Here is a 20421-nt window from a genome sequence, read left to right as displayed (position 1 = left end):
ACGGAGAATATTTTGAATAAAAACGAGAGAAAACTCATTTTGCTTTCCGTGCTGCTGTGGCTGGCTTCGCTGCCGTGCGAAGTGTTTCCGGGCTATATCGGCATGGAGGTTTTGGTGCTGGGAACGCTGTTCGGCTGGATGGTGGGCATCGGTTATTTCGCCGTTTATGCCAATCCGGTTTACGCCGTATTGCTGGTTCAAGGGTGGTTCGGGCGCGGCGGCAAAGCCGTAAGGGTGTCGCTGCTTGCCGTCATGTGGGGCTTGGCATTGTTGACGTTCACGCTGGACAAAATCATTGTCAGCGAAGCCCCGACTTATGTTTCCGCTGCCTACGGTGCCGGGCTGTATCTTTGGTTTGCCGCGCTTGCCGTTGCTACTGTTGCGTCGATACGCGGTTGGCGGCAAACCGACAGCCGCCTGCCCGAACAGACGGTTTGCCGAATCAGGAAATAAGCGGCAGGATATTTCCGTCTGCCGTCGGTTCGTTTTTTGTCGGACTTGTCGTCGGCGGACTTGCGTAAGCGTGGCAAAGGCCGTCTGAAACTGTTTGGCGTTTCAGACGGCCTGCCGTTCCTAAAATCGCGGCATTCCTAACGGCCGGATTCTGCTAAAATCAATTTCCCCTTTTTCTTTTTTCAGACGGCCTGAGTTATGCAAAAAACCACCCTGATTTGGTTCCGCCGCAATTTGCGCCTGTCCGACAATGCCGTGCTGCAAACCGCCGTTGCGCGCGGCTTGCCGCTGGCGGCGGTGTATGCTGCGGAAAGGCCGTCTGAATCTGCCAATCCGCGCCGTGCGGCTTTTCATCATCAGGCGGCGGCGGAATTGTCGGCGGCGTTGGCGGTCAAAGGCATCCCGTTGTTTGCCGTGCAGGGCGATCCTGTCGAAACCTTACCCGAATGGGCGAGGCGGCTGAACGCGCAAAGCGTGTTGGCCGACGAAGCCTACACGCCGTCTGAAACCTTGCAGGATAACCGCATTTGGCGGATTTTGGATGCAGAAGGCATCGCGTTCGAGCGGATTAACGACCGCGCCGTATTTGCCAAAGCCGACATTATGAGCGAATACGGCCGGCCGTATGCCGAATTCGCGCCCTACAAACAGGCTTGGCTTCAGGCCTTTCGGCAGCATTTTTCAGGCGAAAGGCCGTCTGAAACCGCCAAAATTCCGTTTCAGACGGCCTTTGCCGGTTTGCCGCCGTTTCCCGATGCGCCGCAGGCCGTGTTGGCGCAGCGCGGCGGCGAACAGGCCGCTTGGCGGCAGTGGCGGCAGTTTTTGCCCGAACTGGATGTTTATCCGCTGCTGAAAGATTTTCCGGCGAAAAAAGCCACCTCGCAGTTGGGTGCGTATTTGTCCGCCGGCTGCATTTCGCCGCGCGAGTTGGCGCAGGAGGCCGCCGCGCGCGGTGCGGACGTTTGGCTGGAAAACCTGATTCGGCGCGATTTTTACTACCAGCTGGCGTTCCATCACGCAGAAATGCCGTCTGAACCGGAAAATCCTGCCGATGCCGTATTTTTCCAACGCTGGACGAAGGGCGAAACCGGGTTTCCGCTGATTGACGCGGCCATGCGCTGCCTGCGCAAGAGCGGTTGGCTGCCGCCCGTGTTGCGGCAGGTGACGGCGCAGTTTTGGTGCATGACTTTGCGGCAGAACTGGCAACACGGTGCGGCTTGGTTTGCCGCGCAGCAAACCGACCACGACGAAGCCCTCAACATCGGCAACTGGCAGGCCGCCGCCGGTCTGCTTTCGCCGCACGCGCTGCGCGTGCTCCATCCGACCGTTGCCGCGCAGCAGTTCGATCCCGACGGGACGTTTATCCGCCGCCATGTGCCCGAACTCGCCCATCTGCCCAAAGATTTCATCCACACGCCGTGGCTGGCCGGGGCAGACATCGACAGTCACGGTTATCCGCCGCCCCTGGCCGAGGCCGTCTGAATTTTTTCAGACGGCCTGCCAACCCGTTATTTTCCTTGAATAAAATATAAAAATCATGCGCTTCACTTTTTCCAAAAATCCGTTTTCCTTCAAGCCTGCGCTCTTTGCGCGGCCAAGCCCGACCGCGCCTGTTCGCGGCCACTTTGCCGAGGGCTGGCTCAATTCCTACGAACGCTACCGCTACCGCCGCCTGATTCACGCCGTGCGTTTGGGCTTGGCGGTGGTGTTTGCTACGCTGCTGGCGCGCCTGCCGCAGGTGGAACACGGCGAGTGGATCGGCATGACGGTGTTTGTGGTATTAGGGATGTTGCAGTTTCAGGGCGCGATTTATTCCAAAGCGGTGGAACGTATGCTCGGCACGGTCATCGGCCTGGGAGTGGGTTTGGGCGTGTTGTGGCTGAACCAGCATTATTTCCACGGCGGCCTGTTGTTTTATCTGGCGGTGGGCATATTGAGCGCGGTGTCGGGGTGGGCGGCGGTCGGCAAAAACGGCTATATGCCCATGCTGGCCGGCCTGACCATGTGCATGCTCATCGGCGACAGCAGCCTGGATTGGCTCGACAGCGGCGTGGTGCGCGCGCTGAATGTGTTGATTGGCGCGGCGATTGCGGTTGGTGCGGCCAAACTGCTGCCCTTGCGTTCGACGCTGATGTGGCGGTTCATGCTGGCGGATAACCTGACCGATTGCAGCCGTATCATCGCCGAAGTGAGCAACGGAAAATGTATGACGCGCGAACGTTTGGCGCAAAACCGCATCAAAATGAAACAAATCAACGCGCGTCTGGTCAAAAGCCGCAGCCATTTGGATGCGATGGCAGGCGAGAGCCACATCGGCAAACCGACCATGGAAGCGATGCAGCTGGCGCACCGCAAAATCGTCAACAGTACCGAACTGCTGCTCACGACTTCGGCCAAACTGCCGCAGCCCGACATCAGCGAAGATGAAGCCAAACTCATCAACAGCCAGTTTGCCCGGTTGCAGCGCGAACTGCGTTTGACCGTCCGCCTGATTAAAGGCCATTACGCGCGGCGCATCCGTTTCGACAACGGCCCGAATCCCGAACTGGAAAGGCTGGCGCAGCATCTGCCCTTTGACTGGCAGGGCTTTTTATGGCTGGGGGCGAACACACGGAACGAAGTGGCGGGCTTGGTGATTTTGCTGCAGCGCACGCGCCGCCGCTGGCTGGATACGTATGAATTGCAACGTCTGCGCACCCATTTGCTCGAACGCAGGGAAGATGCGCGGGAAGAAGAACAGGCCGTCTGAAAATAAATCCGGATTTGTCATCAAAAAACGGGGCAGGGTGTTGTATCATAATGTGCGCCCAAGAAAACGATAATTTATTAATATAATCTTGTCTGCGAGGCCGTCTGAAAGCCGGTAGTTTACGTTTTCAGACGGCTTTTGTTCCGTTTGCGGTTAAACGAGCTTTAATTTTGACAAAACCATGACAGACACAAAGTAGAAATAGCATGATAAACCGTTGGTTTTACACACAACTTTGGAAAACCGCGCCGCTGCTGATCCGTCGCTATCTGAAAAAGCGTGCCGGCCAATCGCCCGCGTATCTGGACAATTGGGGCGAACGTTTCGGCGCACCGCTGCACAATCCCGTGCAGCAGCCGATTTGGATACATGCCGTTTCCGTGGGCGAAACCCGTGCCGCGCAGCCTTTGATTGCCGCATTGCGCCGTTATTTTGCCGATGCGCCGCTGCTGCTGACTCAGATGACGCCGACCGGCCGCGCCGCCGCCGAGGAATTGTTTCCCGATGCCCAATGCCGCTATCTGCCTTACGACAAGCCGGAGTGGATTGAGCAGTTTTTAAGCGAACACAAGCCGCGTTTCGGCGTGTTGATGGAAACCGAAATCTGGCCGAATCTGATTCACGGTTGTGCCGAGCAGGGCGTACCGCTGTTTTTGGCAAACGCACGTTTGTCGGAGAAATCGCAACGCGGCTATCTGAAAATCCGCGGTCTGGTCGAGCCGGCCATGCAGACGTTGAGCGGCTGCTTCGCCCAGACCGCCGCCGATGCCGAACGTCTGCACTTGATCGGCGCATCGAATGTGCATGTGTGCGGCAACACCAAATACGACATCACGCCGCCGGAAGGCATGCGCGCGCTGGCAGCGGCATTTCAGGAACGCATCGGCAAACGGCCGGTGGTCTTGTGCGCCAGTACGCGTTTCCACAAAGGCACAGACGAAGCGGAATTATTGTTGAACGCATGGCGGCAATACCGCGGCGATGCGTTGCTGGTGATTGTGCCGCGCCACCCCGAACGTTTTCAGACGGCCTTCGATACCGCTGTGGCATTGGGATTCAAGGTGCAGAAACGCAGCGACAACGGATTGGTGTCGCCCGATACCCGGGTTTGGATCGGCGACAGCATGGGTGAATTGTTTGCCTATTATTTAAGCGCGGACGTGGCCTTTGTCGGAGGCAGCCTGGTCGACACCGGCTGTCAGAACATCATCGAGCCGATTGCCTGCGGCGTGCCGACCCTGTTCGGCCCCTCCACATACAATTTCTCCGCTGCCTGCGCCTTGGCGGTCGAAGCCGGTGCGGCGCAACAGGTTCAGACTGCGGAGGAATGGTTCGGGGCGGTCAAAGAATGTCTGGATAATCTGCAGTTGAGCGGGCGGTTCGGCAGCAGGGCGGAGGCATTTGTTTCCGCGCACCGCGGCGCGAGTGAGCGCATGGCGTATGAAATCGGCAAGATGATTTTGAAAAAAGAAATGCTGGTGTCCGACAAGACACCGCAAGAGCCGAATCCAGCCGGCCAGGATGAATAAGATGCAAAAAGGCCGTCTGAAATCATGAAGTTTCAGACGGCCTTTGATATTTGACCGGATTAGCGGTTCACTTGGCTGCCGATAACGCCGCCCAAGGCCGCGCCGCCCAAAGTAGAAGCGGTATCGCCGCCCAGTAGGTTGCCGGCCACGCCGCCGACGACTGCACCGGTCGCAGTATTGCGTTGGGAAGTCGACATGCCAGCACATGCGCTCAGTGAAGCGGCAACGGCAATCAGGGCAACGGTTTTGGTGATCATTGATTTCATGTTTTGTCTCCAATCCTGAAAGGATTTTTGTGTTTAAGGTACGGCGACAGTATGGCACAAACTCGGTTTAGTAATCTCTTGGAAAAGTAAGAGTCTTTAAACTTAAGAAAATTTTTTTATCCGTGGTACACTGTTTTCAGGCAGTGTAAACTAACGCGGCAATATCGGATAAATCGCAGAGAATATACAGAGACAGACTATGAGTGTTTATGCAGTGGCACACATTGTGCACTTGTTTTGCGGGATCGCTTTTGTGGGCGGCGTGTTTTTTGAAATGCTGGTGTTGTCGGTCATGCATACCAAACGCGTGTCGCGCGAGGCGCGGCGCGAAGTGGAAAAAGCGATGTCGTACCGCGCCGTGCGCGTGATGCCGCCGGTGGTGATTGTGCTGTTTCTTTCCGGTCTGGTGATGGTATTCGAACGTTATGTGCCGGTGTTCCACCAGCCGTTTGCATCGTCTTTCGGCACGATGCTGTTTCTCAAAGTCTTGCTGGCATTCAGCGTGTTGCTGCATTTTGCCGTTGCCGTGGTCAAAATGGCACGCGGCACGTTGACCGTGGGTTGGTCGAAATACATTCATGCGGTGGTGTTCACACACATGCTTTTGATTGTGTTTTTCGCCAAAGCAATGTTTTATTGGGTATGGTAAATGGCTTCCGGAACAGATAAAAGGCCGTCTGAAAATTTTCAGACGGCCTTTGCATGAATACGCGCCCCCGGTTATTTGGTTGCGTCTTTGGCTTCTTGGGCAGCCTTTTTAGCAGCTTCTACCGCATTGTCAGCCGCATTTTTGGCCGCATCGGTTGCATCTTTGGCTGCATCGGCCGCGTTATTCGCAGCGTCGGCGGCATCATTCTTCACGTCGTTCATGGCAGAAGCCGCGTTATCGCGTGCATTCTCTACCGCAGCGGCAGCATTGCTGGCTGCATTTTTAGCATCGGAAGCCACGGCTTGCGCCGCTTCTTTAGATTCTTGTTGGGCTTGTTGCGAACAAGCAGCCAAACCCGCCACCATCATTGCAGCAATCAGAAATTTTTTCATGGTTATCCTTTCGTTATTGACTTATCGGCTTTTAAGCCGATGGAAAATCATAGCACAGCGAATTAAGTTACAGCAGATTTATTTCATCACAAACATGCGGCGGTAAAAATATTTTTTAAAAAGTATTGACACCGTAAAATCCCATAAATATAATACGGAGCTTATCGGGTCGTTAGCTCAGTCGGTAGAGCAGCGGACTTTTAATCCGTTGGTCGAAGGTTCGAATCCTTCACGACCCACCAGATAAAGAAAACCTGCTTAGCAATAAGCAGGTTTTTTCATGTCCGCCGTATCCGCCGGCGCACCGAATTTTCAGACGGCCTTTATGGATAAAACAGGCGGTTTGGCGTAAAATATGCGCAATTTTATCGATTCGTTTCAAAAGGCCGTCTGAAATCCGCGGCCTGTCTTTATTTTTGGAAAACACCATGAGCGAACAGCACAATCCCCAAGTCGAGCCGCAGCTTGACGAAAACCAAATCATGGCCTTGCGCCGCGAAAAATTGAACGGTATCCGCCAGCAGCGCAACGCTTACCCCAACGATTTCAAACGCGACAGCTTCGCTGCCGATTTGCAGGCAAAATACGGCGATTTGGGTAAAGAAGAACTCGATCCGCAAGCCGTGCCGGTGAAAATCGCCGGCCGCATGATGCTGAAACGCCAGATGGGTAAGGCCAGCTTCGCCACCGTTCAGGACGCAAGCGGCCAAATCCAACTGTATCTCAACAACAAAGGCGTGAGCCAAGAGGTGTTGGACGATTTCAACCATTGGGATTTGGGCGACATCATCGGCGCGGAAGGCACGCTGTTCAAAACCAATCACGGCGAACTGACCGTGCGCGTTTCCAATATCCGTCTGCTGAGCAAATCGCTGCGCCCGCTGCCGGACAAGCATAAAGGATTGTCCGACCAAGAAACCAAATACCGCCAGCGTTATGTCGATTTGATTGCCAACGAAGAATCGCGCCAAACCTTTATCAAACGCAGCCAGATTATCCAGTCGGTGCGCAATTTCATGGTAAACGAGCAGTATTTGGAAGTGGAAACGCCGATGATGCACCCGATTCCGGGCGGTGCGACGGCCAAGCCGTTCGTTACCCACCACAATGCGCTGGATATTCCGCTGTATCTGCGCATTGCGCCCGAGCTGTATCTGAAACGCTTGGTGGTCGGCGGTTTGGAGCGCGTATTCGAGATTAACCGCAGCTTCCGCAACGAAGGCATGTCGGTTCGCCACAATCCCGAATTTACCATGATTGAGTTTTACGAGGCGTTTTCCGATTACGAACGCATGATGCAGATGGCGGAAGACATTATCCGCAACGCTTCCGTTACGGTAAACGGTACGGCGAAAATCAGCTACAACGGCAAGGAAGTCGATTTGGAAAGCCCGTTCGAGCGGCTGACGATTTTGGGCGCGATTAAAAAATACAATCCGCACTACACCGATGAGCAGCTGAACGATGAAGCATGGCTGAAAAAAGAAATTGTCAAACACGGCGAGAGCCTGCCACCGTCGCCGGGCATTGGCAGCCTGCAACTGGCGTTGTTTGAAGGTTGCGCCGAGAGCAAATTATGGAACCCGACTTTCATCGTCGATTATCCGGTGGAAGTGTCGCCGTTGGCGCGTGCGTCCGACAGCAAGCCGGGTTTGACCGAGCGTTTCGAGCTGTTTGTCGTCGGCCGCGAATTGGCCAACGGTTACTCCGAGTTGAACGATCCGGAAGACCAGGCCAACCGCTTCAAGTCGCAAGTGGCGCAGAAAGATGCGGGCGACGACGAAGCCATGCACTACGATGCCGACTACATCCGCGCGATGGAATACGGTTTGCCGCCGACCGGCGGTTGCGGTATCGGCATCGACCGCCTGGTGATGCTGCTGACCGATGCGCAAACCATCCGCGATGTGATTCTGTTTCCGCAAATGCGTCCGGAATAAAACATGAAATCCGAGGCCGTCTGAAAATTTTCAGACGGCCTTTTTACACAGAACGGTTTTCAGACGGCATGGAAAATCGGGTGTTTTATGGTAAAACGCCCGACAACGGATTGTTACAACATCATGACGAATCTGATACAATCGTTGACAATTTAAGCGGCCTGATGCGGTCAGGCCGTCTGAAACTTTTTTATTTCGAAGGATAAATATGACCGAATCTTTACACCAATGGGTCACGGCCATTAACGGTCCGATGTGGAACGGCTTGATTTTCTTATTGCTGGGCACAGGCCTGTTTTTCACGATTGCAACCGGTTTCGTGCAATTCAGACTGTTCGGCCGAAGCGTTAAGGAAATGTTGGGCGGACGCAGACAGGGCGACGATCCGCACGGAATTACCCCGTTTCAGGCATTCGTTACCGGCTTGGCGAGCCGCGTCGGTGTCGGCAATATCGCCGGTGTGGCGATTGCCATCAGCGTCGGCGGCCCGGGTGCGGTGTTTTGGATGTGGCTGGTGGCCTTAATCGGCATGAGTTCGGCATTCGCCGAATCGTCGCTGGCGCAATTGTTCAAAATCCGCGATTACGACAACCACCATTTCCGCGGCGGCCCGGCCTATTACATCACGCAGGGACTGGGGCAACGGTGGTTGGGCGTGCTGTTTGCCCTGAGCCTGATTTTCTGTTTCGGCTTCGTATATGAGGCCGTGCAGTCCAACACCATCGTAGCGGCTACCGAAGCGGCTTGGGGTTGGAACAAACACGCCACGGGCGTGGCTTTGGTGATTCTGACCGCACCGGTCATTTTCGGCGGTATCCGCCGTGTGGCGAAATTTGCCGAAGCAATTGTGCCGATTATGGCAGGGCTGTATCTCTTGTTGGCACTGTATATCGTGCTGGTGAATGTGAGCATGATTCCGCAGGTGTTCGGCATGATTTTCGCCGATGCGTTTCAAGTCGATGCGGCAGGCGGCGGTTTGCTCGGCGGGCTGATTTCGCAAACCATGATGATGGGCATCAAGCGCGGTCTGTATTCCAATGAAGCCGGCCAAGGTTCGGCGCCGAATGCGGCGGCCGCGGCAGAAGTGAAGCACCCCGTTTCGCAAGGCATGATTCAGATGTTGGGTGTGTTTGTCGATACCATTATCGTATGTTCGTGCACAGCATTTATCGTGCTGGTATCGGGCGTACACGGCGGCGAGTTGAGCGGCGTGCAGTTGACTCAGGCGGCGATTGTGCAGCAGGTCGGTGACTGGGGCGCGGATTTCTTGGCAATTGTCCTGTTCCTGTTCGCGTTTTCGACCATTATCGGCAACTACGCGTATGCGGAATCGAATGTGCAGTTTATTAAGAGCAACTGGCTGATTATGGCGCTGTTCCGCATGGGCGTGCTGGGCATGGTGTATTTCGGTGCGGTGCAGAGCGTGCCGCTGGTGTGGGACATGGCCGATATGGCGATGGGTACGATGGCATGGATTAACCTGATTGCGATTTTGCTGTTGTCGCCGTTGGTCTTCCTGCTGTTGAAAGACTACACCGCGAAATTGAAAATGGGCAAAGAGCCGGAATTCAAATTGTCGGAACATCCGGGTTTGAAACGTAAAATCAAATCGGATATTTGGTAAGGTGGATATTTGAACGAAAGGCCGTCTGAAAATTTCAGACGGCCTTTGCTTTATCGGCGGTATGAGTTGCGGTGCAAAACTTGGCAGATTTAGACCGGCATCGGAAACCGTTATGTTGCCGCGGTATAACCTGACAGAATGTCGAAAAGGTTTTCTGTGCAGAGATAGGGTAAACAAAAGGCCGTCTGAAAATCAAAGGAATATTTGATTTTCAGACGGCCTTTCAGTGCGGTTATTCTTTTACAAATGATACGCCGTTTAATTGGGAATTCAAAATGGCGGTACGCAGGGCGGTCAATGCTTTCGGCCGCACGAAATTGCGGCGGTAGGCCAAGACCACGCGCCGGCTGGGTGCAGGGGCTTCAAACGGGATGATGCTGAACAGCAGATGGTCGTTTTCGGTCAATGCCGTTGCCGGCATGACACTGATGGCCAAGCCGCTGGCAACCATGTGGCGGATGGTATTGATGGAACTGCCTTGCAAAGTGTTGGTCAGGCCTTGGATTTTCTGTTTGGCCGCCAATTCCGAACAGCTCGACAATACTTGGTCGCGCATACAGTTGCCCTCGGTCAGCAGCAAAACCTGTTCTTCTGCCAACATGTTTGAGGTGATGGCATCCAGTTCTTCAAAATGATGGCCTTTGGGTACGATGACAAAAAACGGCTCGTCGTATAAAGGCTCGGTTACGATGCCCGGCTCCTGAAACGGCTCGGCGACCACGATGGCATCCAGATCCCCGCGCTTGAGCGATTCGGTCAGCGTGTAGGTGTAGTTTTCCTCAAGCATCAGCGGCATTTTCGGCGCGGTATCGCGCAGCGAAACGATCAGCTTGGGCAAAAGGTAGGGGGCGACGGTAAAAATCAAGCCTAACTTGAACGCGCCTTCCAATTCGTTTTGCTCTTCATTGGCCAGATGCTTGATTAAATCGGCTTCTTCCAATACGCGGCGGGCTTGGGCAACGATACGTTCACCGGCTTCGGTGGTGATGATGTCGTTGCTGCTGCGGTCGAACAGCGAAACCGACAGCTCTTCCTCCAGCTTTTTAATCGCAATGGAAAGAGTGGGCTGGCTGACAAAGCAGCGTCGCGCGGCACGTCCGAAATGACGTTCCTGCGCAACGGCCACGATGTAACGCAATTCGGTCAAAGTCATTCAGCGGCCTTTTTTTGTTCAGGCAGGGTGATGTTCAGTTCAAGAACGTCCAAGCCGTCTTGTTTCTCTTGGGAAATACGGATGTCGTCTAAGGAGACGTTTACATACTTGGACAGCACTTCCAGCAATTCTTTGCGCAGCGTCGGCAGGTAATCCGGCGCACCGCCGCCGTTTTCATTGGCGCGTTCCTGTGCAATGATGATTTGCAGACGGTCTCGGGCTACCTCGGCGGTCTTCGATTTTCTGCCGAACAGCTTATCTAACAACGACATGGCTTAACCTCCGAACAAGCGTTTGAAGAAGCCTTTTTTCTCTGCTTCGAGGAAACGCATTTCGCGGTTTTCACCGAGCAGGCGGGCAATCACGTCTTTGTAGGCTTCGGCGGCCACCGCGCTGTTTTGGTGGATAACGGGTTCGCCGGCATTGGAAGCCTGCAAGACGTTTTCCGATTCGGGAATCACGCCCAGCAATGGAATACGCAGAATGTCGCAAATGTCCTGTACCGACAGCATTTCGCCTTTTTCTACACGCTCCGGCGAGTAGCGGGTAATCAGCAGGTGTTCTTTCACCGTGCCGCCTTGTTCGGCTTTGCGCGATTTGCTCTGCAAAATGCCCAAAATGCGGTCGGAGTCGCGTACGCTGGATACTTCCGGGTTGGTGGTGATGATGGCTTCGTCGGCGAAATACAGCGCCATCAATGCGCCCTGCTCGATACCGGCAGGAGAGTCGCAGATGATGTATTCGAAGCCCAGTTTTTTGCCGGCCAGTTCTTCCATCACTTTTTCCACGCCTTCGCGGGTCAGCGCGTCTTTGTCGCGGGTTTGCGAAGCCGGCAGGATGAACAGGTTTTCGCAGTTTTTGTCTTTAATCAGGGCTTGGTTGAGCGTGGCTTCGCCTTGGATCACATTGATCAAGTCGTACACCACACGGCGTTCGCAGCCCATAATCAAGTCGAGGTTGCGCAGGCCGACGTCGAAGTCGATAACGGCGGTTTTGTGGCCGCGCAAAGCCAAACCGGTTGCAATACTGGCGCTGGTGGTGGTTTTGCCGACGCCGCCCTTGCCTGAAGTCACTACGATGATTTTTGCCACGATATTTCCTTTTTCAGATACTAAAACTCAAGATTTTAAAAAATTATTCCGCATTAATTGCATTGATGACCAAGCGGTTGTCCTGCAATGAAACCTGCACAGCTTTTTTGTGCAGGTGTTCGGGTAAATCCTGCTCGAAATTGCGGTAAATGCCGGCCACGGAAACCAATTCGGCCTGCATGGAGTGGATGAAAATGCGCGCGTTGGTGTCGCCTTTGGCTCCGGCCAGCGCACGGCCGCGCATCGGTGCGTAAATGTGGATGTTGCCGTCGGCAATCAGCTCCGCGCCTTGGCTGACGATGCCGGTAACGATTAAGTCGCCGTTTTCCGCGTAAACCTGTTGGCCGGTGCGTACCGGGGTGCTGATTAAAACGGTCGGACTGCTGATGACGGTGGCGGAAACGGGTTTGAGTTCGGAGGCCTGCAATTGCGGCTGCTGCGGCGCATCCGATTTGTCGCCGCGGCTGAACACCAAATGATAACGGGCGGCATAGGCGGCCCATGTCTCGCTTTCGTGGCGCAAGCCCAAAATCTGCATGCCGTAGCGGGCAAACAATGAAATCATGCCGGCAAGGTCTAAAGATTCGGGGTGTTCGAAATCCTGTACATCCAAAACAAACGGAACAATTTCCAAACCTTGATACTGGCCGGTACGCTGGCGCAAAAATTCTTCCAATTCAGTCAAGTCTGCAGTATGCAGATGAATCGCCAGCACATCCAGGCGTGCCGACTTAACGTCAAACGCGGGTTTCATAAGTGAGTGAGTAAACAATAAAAAATTTTAATGACGTAAGTTTACCGTGTTAATCTAAGCTATTCAATCCGTTTGAGCCGTCTGAAATGAAAAAAATATTCCATATCGTAGGCGCGGGGCGTGTCGGACAGACTTTCGCCGCATTATTGAGCCGTCATCCCGATTGGCGGCTTTCCCATATCGTCAGCAGCCGTTTGCCACCGAATGCTTACGGCGCAACGGTTTCGGCGGATATTGCCGATTTGCCGGAAGCGGATGTGATGATGATTGCGACACCGGATAATGCCATTGCTGCAACTGCCGAGCGCATCGCCCGTTATGCCGAGTTGACACCGCAAACCGTGGTTGTACATTTGAGCGGTGCCAAAAGCATACAGGTTTTACAGGCGGTTAGAGAACGCGGTGCGTTGGCCGGCAGCCTGCATCCGGTGTTTGCGTTTGCCGATGTGGAACATTCCGTGGCGCACTTGGCGGGCAATCTGTGTGCCATTGAAGCCGATGATGCACATGCTGTCGAGATTTTGCAACAATTGGCCGAAGCCTTGGGATTGACCGCGTTTACGGTGCCGTCTGAATACAAAGCGCGTTACCATGCCGCTTTGTCGGCGGCATCCAACTTCAGCGTGACCTTGGCCGCATTCGCCCAGGATTTGCTCACTCCGCTGGATTTTCCGGAAACGTTGTCCCGCCGTTTAATCGGTGATTTGATGCGGCAGAGCATTGACAATTTGGGCAAACTGCCGCCATTGCAAGCCCTGACCGGCCCGATTGTACGCGGAGACGACGGTACGGTGGCGGTACATCTGGCGGCGATGACGGCGGAAGAACAGGTTCATTATCGGGCTTGGGCGCAGGCTACCTTGAATTTGGCCCTGGCGAGATTAGATAAGGAGGCGGCGCAAAAAGTTCAGACGGCCTTGAGGGAGGTTGGAGAGGATGAGGTTTGAGGCCGTCTGAAAAACGTCAGACAGCCGGTTGCACGGTTTTGAACCGGCGCGGCGATAATGGCAAACAGAAAATTGGCTGTGGTGTCGGGTTGATTGTGCAAGGCGAAGAGGCCAAGACCTTCACCAAACCCGGAAATAGATTTTTTGGTCTAAGTTGGGTTTTGCAAAGTCTCAGGCCGTCTGAAAACCGTTCCATTGAATTAGGATAAGTTTTTCAGACGGCCTCAAGCTTTGTGTACAACGCGGTTGGAACCTGAAAACCATGCCCGTCATTTACTGTGCAAATCCGCTAAGTTCCCCGTGCAGCCGACGACGGAGATTTTTGAATGTTTGCGGGCTTGGCAAAGATTTTCGATTCTGAAACAGGGCGGATGACTTGCGACGGAACGGATGCGTGAGGCCGTCTGAAAAATTGTGAGCAGGTCGATTCCTCCGGAAAAAGGGAAAACAAAAACAGCGTATCGGCAACACGATACGCTGTTCAGACGGTCTTGAAGCCGATTAATGGTGAATATCCAACACTTTGGCGGTATGGCTGATGATTTCTTCGGCAAACGCAGGATTGTCGTTCAATTTCACGCCGTAGCCCGGAACCAGTTCTTTCAGACGGCCTGCCCATGCGTCTTTGTGTTGCGGGAAGCATTGGTTTACCAAGCGAATCATCAGCGGCACGGCGGTCGATGCGCCTGGTGACGCACCCAAAAGCGCAGCCAGCGAGCCGTCGGCATGGGTGACCAGTTCCGTACCGAATTGCAGCACGCCGCCTTTTTTGTCGTCTTTTTTAATGACTTGCACGCGTTGGCCGGCGGTAATCAGTTCCCAATCGTCGGGATTGGCGTTCGGATAGTATTCCAAAAGCGAGGCCACGCGCTCTTCTTTGGTTTTGCGCAATTCGCCGAGCAGGTATTTGGTCAGCGGCAGGTTGTCCCAACCGGCGCGCAGAATCGGCAGCAGGTTGTCGCGGTGGATGGACATCGGCAAATCCAATGCCGAACCCTGTTTCAAAAAGTTGGGTTTGAAACCGGCATAAGGGCCGAACATCAGATGGCGTTTGCCGTCGATGTGGCGGGTATCCAAATGCGGTACCGACATCGGCGGCGCACCGACGGAGGCTTGGCCGTATACTTTGGCGTTGTGTCGTTCCGCGGTCGCTTCGTTGTTGTTGCGCAGGAACAGGCCGGAAACAGGGAAGCCGCCGTAGCCTTTGCCCTCGGGAATGCCGGATTTTTGCAGCAGCGACAATGCGCCGCCGCCCGCACCCAAGAACACGAAACGGCTGCGCAGGGTCAGTTTTTGGGTATTGTCTTTGGTGTCGCAGGTTTTAATCGCCCATGCGCCGTCGGCTTCGCGGTTGATTTCTTCCACATGGCGGCCGCACAAGAGTTTGACGCCGCGGCTCGTGAGGTTTTCAATCAATTGGCGGGTGATGCTGCCGAAATCGACATCGGTGCCTTCCGCCGAATAGTTGGCTGCAATCGGCTGGCTTTCGCTGCGTCCTTCGATGAGCAGCGGCGCCCATTCGTGGATTTGGTTGCGGTCGGTCGAGAATTCCATTTTCTCGAACAGTTTTTGTTTTTTGAATGCGTCAAAACGTTTGGGCAGGTAGGCGCAATGGTCGTCGGTCATCACGAAAGACATGTGCGGCACGCTGTTGATGAACGAATTGTCGGGTATTTTGCCCTCGCTCACCAACGAAGCCCAAAACTGGCGGCTGATCATGAATTGTTCGGCGATATTCAGCGAGCGTTCGGGATCGACCGTGCCGTCGCTGCCCAAGGGGGCGTAGTTTAATTCGCACAAAGCCGAGTGGCCGGTACCGGCATTGTTCCAAGCGTTGGATGATTCTTGCGCGATGTCGTCAAGGCGTTCGACGATAGTGATTTCCCAAGAGGGTTCGAGTTCTTTGAGCAGAATACCCAAAGTGGCACTCATGATTCCTCCACCAACCAATACAACGTCAGTTGCTTCAGCCATGGTTATACTCCTAAAGGACAGGCAATGATTTGCCTTTATGATTATTCCGTACGGGTGTTATCTGTGCATAGACAGATTGTTAACAACGTATATGGCTAGAATTTAGTGGATTTTGCGTAGAAATGCAAAGATTTTATAAACGGAATCCGTGTATCTGGCAATATCAAGGCCGTCTGAAACATTCAGACGGCCTTGATGGATAAGGAGTTGGACAATCATGCTTTGAAAATCGTTAATATCTAAAAATTTTGAGATTTTCAAAGAAAAGCCGAAATCGGACGGCGGATTGCAGCCAAAAATCACACGATAATCGCACCGAGCGAATCGGTCGGTTTGAATGCTGCCAACACGCCCTCAATGATGCCGATGACGGTCGGGATGCCGGTCCAGCAGAATACGGCGTAAAGCAAACCCGTCCACACGCGGCCGGCGCAGAATTTGTGTACGCCGAACGAACCGAACAGCAAGGCCATCGCGACGTAGAGGGCTTTGTTGCAGGTGTGGGGATAAGAGGCGGCATAAGAAAAAGACGGTTGCATGATACTTTCCTTGCTGACTGTTTTCGTTTTCGATGTCGGCTATATGAGGGATAAAGCGTCAGACTCAAGGCCGTCTGAAACGGTTTTACTTGAATTGATGCGCGTTTACGAAAATCTCTGCCCCGGCCGGGGGATAAAAACATTCTGCCTTTATAACCAAAAATTATTTGCTCGTGCGTAAAAATTCTTTGGTACGGCGGAAATAAACGGTTACATTGCGCGATTATTTATTTCTCCGACGGCATCATCATGAGCGACAACCGCGATTTTTTCCCGCATGAAATTCTGCAGGACACGATCATCAAAAGCCAGAACAAATCCATGGCCAGCGTGAAAATGTTGAGTATTCTCAGCTTTTTGGGCGGCGGCTATGTCGGTTTCGGCTATCTGGCGTATCTGAAAGTGGTGAGCGGCATCCCTGCCGAGTGGGCAGGGCTGGCGGCTTTGCTGGGTGCGGCGGTGTTCCCGATCTGCCTGATTTGCATTTTGATTGGCGGCGGCGAATTGGCGACGGGCAATATGATGCTGATGTCGCTCGGTTTCCTGACCAAAAAAATATCGATGAAACTGTTGGCGCGAAATTGGATTATCGTCAGTCTCGGCAACCTTGCCGGCGCGGTGTTCATGGCCTATTTTCTCGGCCACTACGTCGGTTTGTCGGAAGGTGCCGCTGCAGCCAAAACGATGGCGATTGCGCAGGCCAAAGTCGATATGGATTTCGGCCGCGCCTTCGTTTCCGCCATTGCCTGCAACTGGATGGTGTGCATGGGCATCTGGTTCTATTTCGGCTCGAAGTTTACGTCCGGCCGCATTCTGGCGATGTGGTTTCCGGTGATGATTTTCGTACTCATCGGCTTCCAGCATTTCGTGGCGAACATGTTCATTATTCCTGCCGGGATTTGGGCGGGGGCGGACGTAACGTGGGGGCAGTTTTTCTTCAACATGATTCCCGTGTTTTTGGGTAATGTGGTCGGCGGCTCGTCATTCGTCGGCGCGTCTTACCTGTATGCCTACAAGCATTTGTTGAAAGAGGATTTTTCGATTTAACCGATGATGAAAAAACGGCGTTTGCCCTGAAATCAGGCAAACGCCGTTTTTGTATGCGAGGCCGTCTGAAAAACTCAAAACCATAATCCGCCTTGTTCCGAGACGAAACCGTCCAACGCAATATCGTGCGGCTCGACAGGCAGTTCATCGACCAATTGGCAGGCGAAGCCCACGCCTATTGTGCGTGGCGGCAAACGGTATTTCATCTGCGCCAGTGTCGCATCGTAAAAACCGCCCGCCTGCCCCAAACGGTAGCCGCGACGGTCAATCCCTACAATCGGTATCAGCAGCAAATCCAAACGGTGGACGCGCCGTTTTTCGCCGGCAAACTGCGGAACAAATAATTTGGCACGGCCGCGTTTGCGCTCGGGTTGCTGCGTTTTATCGGCTGAGTAAGGCGTAAACCACAGACGGCGTCGGTTCGGCTCGATATACGGCAGATAAAGTTTCGCCCCGCGTTTCAAGGCCGTCTGAATAAAGCCGTCAAGCCTCAGTTCCCTGCCCAGAGGCCAATACACGCCGATATGGCGGCCTTTTTTGATGTGGCGTTTGAGCAGGCGGTTGATTTTCTGCGTGGCAGCGGCGCGTTCGGCAGGAGGCATTTGCGCACGCGCACGGCGCAAGGCTCGGCGCAATTCGGTTTTATCTGGATTCATCAAGGTTTCCCAATTCAGGCGGAACAGGCGGATTTTCGGTAAAATCCGAGATTCTTTTTATCGTAGGGACACGATTATGTGGCATATCGTCATTATCGGCTATTTATTTGTCGCCGTGATGTTTTCCGCCGCGCAGCCGAGCATTGCGCGCGCATTGATCTACCTGCTGTTTTGGGCGGTATTGCCGACGATTTTTCTTTCATGGGTGGTGGTCATACGCCACCGCAACCGCCTGATGAAACAGGCCGACCGTGCGGAAACCGAAGCCCTGCGGCAGAAAAAGCAGGAGGCGGGGAACGGGCAAAGCCAAGATTCGGAATGATTTTCTGCCGTTTAGCGTCTTGCCGTGCAGGAAAGAAAGGCCGTCTGAAAAAAGCCCGCAACCCCGCAAGAAAGCACAACATTTCCCTTTTCAGACGGCCTGTTATCTTATATAATTCTCGGGCTTTCGATTTTAAAAGCGAATTTCATTTTTTAAAATATGCCCACTTTCGCCGAAGGGTGCTTGGTGAAACCAAGTTCTATGCGATTGAATGTGTGCTCTTAACCCTTTCAAATTTAAGGAATATTATGTCTCAAATTACCATGCGTCAGATGATTGAAGCCGGTGTCCACTTCGGCCACCAAACCCGTTTCTGGAACCCGAAAATGGAACAGTACATTTTCGGCGCGCGCAACAAAATCCACATCGTCAACCTGGAAAAAACCCTGCCGATGTTCCAAGACGCGCAAGAAGCGGTTCGTCGTCTGGTTGCCAACAAAGGCACCGTATTGTTCGTGGGCACCAAACGCCAAGCGCGCGAAATCATCCGCGAAGAAGCGACCCGCGCCGGTATGCCTTTCGTTGACCACCGTTGGTTGGGCGGCATGCTGACCAACTACAAAACCGTGAAACAGTCCATCAAGCGTCTGGAAGAAAAAACCGCCGCTCTGGAAAACGCGGCCGAAGCCGGTTTCGGTAAAAAAGAAATTCTGGAAATGCAACGCGACGTTGAGAAGCTGGAACGTTCTTTGGGCGGCATCAAAAACATGAAAGGCCTGCCTGACGCGATTTTCGTGATTGACACCGGTTACCAGAAAGGTACTCTGGTTGAAGCCGAAAAACTGGGCATTCCGGTTATCGCCGTTGTCGATACCAACAACAGCCCTGACGGCGTGAAATACGTGATTCCGGGCAACGACGACTCTGCGAAAGCCATCCGTCTGTACTGCCGCGGTATCGCCGATGCCGTTTTGGAAGGCAAAAACCAAGCCTTGCAGGAAACCGTTGCCGCTGCCCAAGCTGCTGCTGAGTAACCGAGCAACCAAAAGGGGCTTCAAGCCCCTTTTTTCAAACATCAGAGCGCGGTTTTCCGACCGCGTTCCCCCGATTCCGAACAAGGCCGATTCGGGTCTTGTTCCCCCGAAAAATTCAAGGAGTTTAACATGGCAGAAATTACTGCAAAAATGGTTGCCGACCTGCGCGCCGCTACCGGCCTGGGCATGATGGAATGCAAAAAAGCTTTGGTTGAAGCCGAAGGCGACATGGAAAAAGCCGAAGAAATCCTGCGCATCAAATCAGGTGCGAAAGCAGGCAAACTGGCCGGCCGTACCGCAGCCGAAGGCGTGTTGGCTTATGCCATCGAAGGCAATGTCGGCGCGTTGGTCGAAGTAAACTGCGAAACCGACTTCGTAGCCAAAGACGCAGGCTTCGTGGCATTCGCCAATTCCGTGGCCAAAACCGCCGTTGCCCAAAAACCTGCTTCGGTAGAAGTGTTGAGCGAAGCCGTTGAAGCCGAGCGTAAAGAAATCATCGCCAAATTGGGCGAAAACATGTCTGTACGCCGTTTCCAACTCATCGACACCCAAAACCAGCTGACCGCCTACATTCACGGCGCATTGGCGACCGAAGGCGTATTGGTTGAGTTCAAGGGTTCTGAAGACGTAGCCCGCAAAGTCGGTATGCACATCGTTGCCGCCAAACCGGTTTGCGTTGCCGAATCTGAAGTGGATGCCGAAACCATCGAAAAAGAACGCCGCATCTACACCCAACAGGCAATCGAATCAGGCAAACCTGCCGACATCGCCGAAAAAATGGTGGAAGGCCGTATCCGTAAATTCTTGGCAGAAATCACTTTGAACGGCCAACCGTTCGTGATGAACCCGGATCAAACCGTGGCGCAATTTGCCAAAGAAAACGGCACCGAAATCATCAGCTTCGTACGTTACAAAGTAGGTGACGGTATCGAGAAAAAAGAAGTTGACTACGCTGCCGAAGTAGCCGCTGCTGCTAAAGTGTAATCAGCCATGAAAAAGAAAGCACCTGGATTCATTCATATTGAATCAGGGTGCTTTTTTTTAAGAATTTCATTCAGACGGCCTGAGACCTTTGCAAAACCCGAAAATATTCAAAAATCTCTAACCCGTCATTCCCGTATGCGCAACTAATGACGGCTCGGATTTTACTTGGATCGAAACTGTAAAAGGTTACGTCTGATGATTGCCTGCAACCGTCAGGCCGTCTGAAAACCGGCCGGATTTGAAAATAGGCATGTGCTTTGATTGGTCGGGATAAAAATACTAAAATTACTGAAAATTCAAAGCGTTTGAAGATGATTGCAGGCAAATCTCTACATGTCCGGCATTCCTGTGCAACATAAATCGAATGCCGTCTGAAAC

The 20421-nt window shown here is 53.4% G+C and carries 21 protein-coding genes and 1 tRNA gene; 13 read left to right on the top strand and 9 right to left on the bottom strand.

Features of this window, described 5'->3' with window-relative positions; genetic code table 11:
• Nucleotides 1-12: 12 nt before the first annotated feature.
• The 4 genes from ACM67E_RS11445 (at nt 13) to waaA (ending at nt 4731) form a co-directional block, all read left to right on the top strand.
• Nucleotides 13-453: a protein-(glutamine-N5) methyltransferase gene (locus tag ACM67E_RS11445; protein ID WP_416191561.1), complete on the top strand. Its 441-nt coding sequence runs from the start codon at nt 13-15 to the stop codon at nt 451-453.
• A gap of 198 nt (nt 454-651) precedes the next feature.
• Complete coding sequence (locus tag ACM67E_RS11440) at nt 652-1935, top strand: FAD-binding domain-containing protein (RefSeq protein WP_416191560.1); 1284 nt, start codon at nt 652-654, stop codon at nt 1933-1935.
• Nucleotides 1936-1990: 55 nt separating this feature from the next.
• Nucleotides 1991-3202, top strand: a complete 1212-nt coding sequence (locus tag ACM67E_RS11435; protein ID WP_416191559.1) for an FUSC family protein — start codon at nt 1991-1993, stop codon at nt 3200-3202.
• Between the two features lie 206 nt (nt 3203-3408).
• Nucleotides 3409-4731, top strand: a complete 1323-nt coding sequence (gene waaA / locus ACM67E_RS11430) for a lipid IV(A) 3-deoxy-D-manno-octulosonic acid transferase (RefSeq protein ID WP_416191558.1) — start codon at nt 3409-3411, stop codon at nt 4729-4731.
• Between the two features lie 59 nt (nt 4732-4790).
• Here the strand turns inward: waaA and ACM67E_RS11425 are convergent, their stop codons facing one another.
• Nucleotides 4791-4997, bottom strand: a complete 207-nt coding sequence (locus ACM67E_RS11425) for a glycine zipper 2TM domain-containing protein (RefSeq protein ID WP_095503077.1) — start codon at nt 4995-4997, stop codon at nt 4791-4793.
• Nucleotides 4998-5196: 199 nt separating this feature from the next.
• Between ACM67E_RS11425 and ACM67E_RS11420 the strand changes: the two genes are divergently transcribed.
• Nucleotides 5197-5646: a CopD family copper resistance protein gene (locus tag ACM67E_RS11420; RefSeq protein ID WP_416191557.1), complete on the top strand. Its 450-nt coding sequence runs from the start codon at nt 5197-5199 to the stop codon at nt 5644-5646.
• A gap of 71 nt (nt 5647-5717) precedes the next feature.
• Here the strand turns inward: ACM67E_RS11420 and ACM67E_RS11415 are convergent, their stop codons facing one another.
• Nucleotides 5718-6038: a hypothetical protein gene (locus ACM67E_RS11415; protein ID WP_416191556.1), complete on the bottom strand. Its 321-nt coding sequence runs from the start codon at nt 6036-6038 to the stop codon at nt 5718-5720.
• 166 nt (nt 6039-6204) lie between these two features.
• On the opposite strand from ACM67E_RS11415, the gene ACM67E_RS11410 reads away from it, so the two are divergent.
• From ACM67E_RS11410 to ACM67E_RS11400, 3 genes are all read left to right on the top strand, one after another.
• A tRNA-Lys gene (locus ACM67E_RS11410) sits at nt 6205-6280 on the top strand.
• A 186-nt stretch (nt 6281-6466) separates the two neighbouring features.
• The gene (gene lysS / locus ACM67E_RS11405; RefSeq protein ID WP_416191555.1) at nt 6467-7978 is read left to right on the top strand and encodes a lysine--tRNA ligase; all 1512 of its coding nucleotides are present in this window, start codon (nt 6467-6469) and stop codon (nt 7976-7978) included.
• A 208-nt stretch (nt 7979-8186) separates the two neighbouring features.
• Entirely contained in the window at nt 8187-9602 is a 1416-nt protein-coding gene (locus tag ACM67E_RS11400) for an alanine/glycine:cation symporter family protein (RefSeq protein ID WP_416191554.1), read from the top strand.
• A gap of 232 nt (nt 9603-9834) precedes the next feature.
• On the opposite strand, the gene ACM67E_RS11395 is transcribed toward ACM67E_RS11400, so the two are convergent.
• The 4 genes from ACM67E_RS11395 to minC are packed head-to-tail and all read right to left on the bottom strand — an operon-like array spanning nt 9835 to nt 12600.
• The gene (locus tag ACM67E_RS11395) at nt 9835-10755 is read right to left on the bottom strand and encodes a hydrogen peroxide-inducible genes activator (RefSeq protein ID WP_416191553.1); all 921 of its coding nucleotides are present in this window, start codon (nt 10753-10755) and stop codon (nt 9835-9837) included.
• The gene (gene minE, locus ACM67E_RS11390) at nt 10752-11027 is read right to left on the bottom strand and encodes a cell division topological specificity factor MinE (protein ID WP_416191552.1); all 276 of its coding nucleotides are present in this window, start codon (nt 11025-11027) and stop codon (nt 10752-10754) included. Before minE ends, ACM67E_RS11395 begins: the two co-directional genes overlap by 4 nt.
• 3 nt (nt 11028-11030) lie before the next feature.
• Complete coding sequence (gene minD / locus ACM67E_RS11385; RefSeq protein ID WP_416191551.1) at nt 11031-11846, bottom strand: septum site-determining protein MinD; 816 nt, start codon at nt 11844-11846, stop codon at nt 11031-11033.
• A gap of 43 nt (nt 11847-11889) precedes the next feature.
• A complete protein-coding gene (gene minC / locus ACM67E_RS11380; protein WP_416191550.1) occupies nt 11890-12600 on the bottom strand; it encodes a septum site-determining protein MinC in 711 nt (236 codons plus the stop codon).
• A gap of 86 nt (nt 12601-12686) precedes the next feature.
• On the opposite strand from minC, the gene ACM67E_RS11375 reads away from it, so the two are divergent.
• Nucleotides 12687-13547 carry a Rossmann-like and DUF2520 domain-containing protein gene (locus tag ACM67E_RS11375; protein ID WP_416191549.1) on the top strand — a complete coding sequence of 287 codons (861 nt, stop codon included), beginning with the start codon at nt 12687-12689 and terminating at the stop codon, nt 13545-13547.
• Nucleotides 13548-14048: 501 nt separating this feature from the next.
• Here the strand turns inward: ACM67E_RS11375 and ACM67E_RS11370 are convergent.
• On the bottom strand, nt 14049-15527 hold the full coding sequence (locus tag ACM67E_RS11370) for a malate:quinone oxidoreductase (RefSeq protein WP_416192783.1): 1479 nt from the start codon (nt 15525-15527) through the stop codon (nt 14049-14051).
• A 293-nt stretch (nt 15528-15820) separates the two neighbouring features.
• On the bottom strand, nt 15821-16060 hold the full coding sequence (locus tag ACM67E_RS11365; protein ID WP_416191548.1) for a TM2 domain-containing protein: 240 nt from the start codon (nt 16058-16060) through the stop codon (nt 15821-15823).
• A 249-nt stretch (nt 16061-16309) separates the two neighbouring features.
• Between ACM67E_RS11365 and ACM67E_RS11360 the strand changes: the two genes are divergently transcribed.
• Entirely contained in the window at nt 16310-17107 is a 798-nt protein-coding gene (locus ACM67E_RS11360; protein WP_416191547.1) for a formate/nitrite transporter family protein, read from the top strand.
• A gap of 74 nt (nt 17108-17181) precedes the next feature.
• Here ACM67E_RS11360 and ACM67E_RS11355 read toward each other — a convergent pair whose 3' ends face one another.
• Nucleotides 17182-17763, bottom strand: a complete 582-nt coding sequence (locus ACM67E_RS11355; protein WP_416191546.1) for a 5-formyltetrahydrofolate cyclo-ligase — start codon at nt 17761-17763, stop codon at nt 17182-17184.
• 76 nt (nt 17764-17839) lie between these two features.
• Here ACM67E_RS11355 and ACM67E_RS11350 point away from each other — a divergent pair, with 76 nt between their 5' ends.
• From ACM67E_RS11350 to tsf, 3 genes are all read left to right on the top strand, one after another.
• A complete protein-coding gene (locus ACM67E_RS11350) occupies nt 17840-18085 on the top strand; it encodes a hypothetical protein (protein WP_416191545.1) in 246 nt (81 codons plus the stop codon).
• 248 nt (nt 18086-18333) lie between these two features.
• Entirely contained in the window at nt 18334-19059 is a 726-nt protein-coding gene (gene rpsB / locus ACM67E_RS11345) for a 30S ribosomal protein S2 (protein WP_416191544.1), read from the top strand.
• Between the two features lie 129 nt (nt 19060-19188).
• Entirely contained in the window at nt 19189-20043 is an 855-nt protein-coding gene (gene tsf, locus ACM67E_RS11340; protein ID WP_416191543.1) for a translation elongation factor Ts, read from the top strand.
• Nucleotides 20044-20421: the final 378 nt, after the last annotated feature.

Source organism: Neisseria sp. CCUG12390 (assembly GCF_047837985.1).
GTDB lineage: Bacteria > Pseudomonadota > Gammaproteobacteria > Burkholderiales > Neisseriaceae > Neisseria.
Note: the sequence above shows the minus strand (reverse complement) of the source record. Positions and strands in the feature narration are given on the sequence as shown.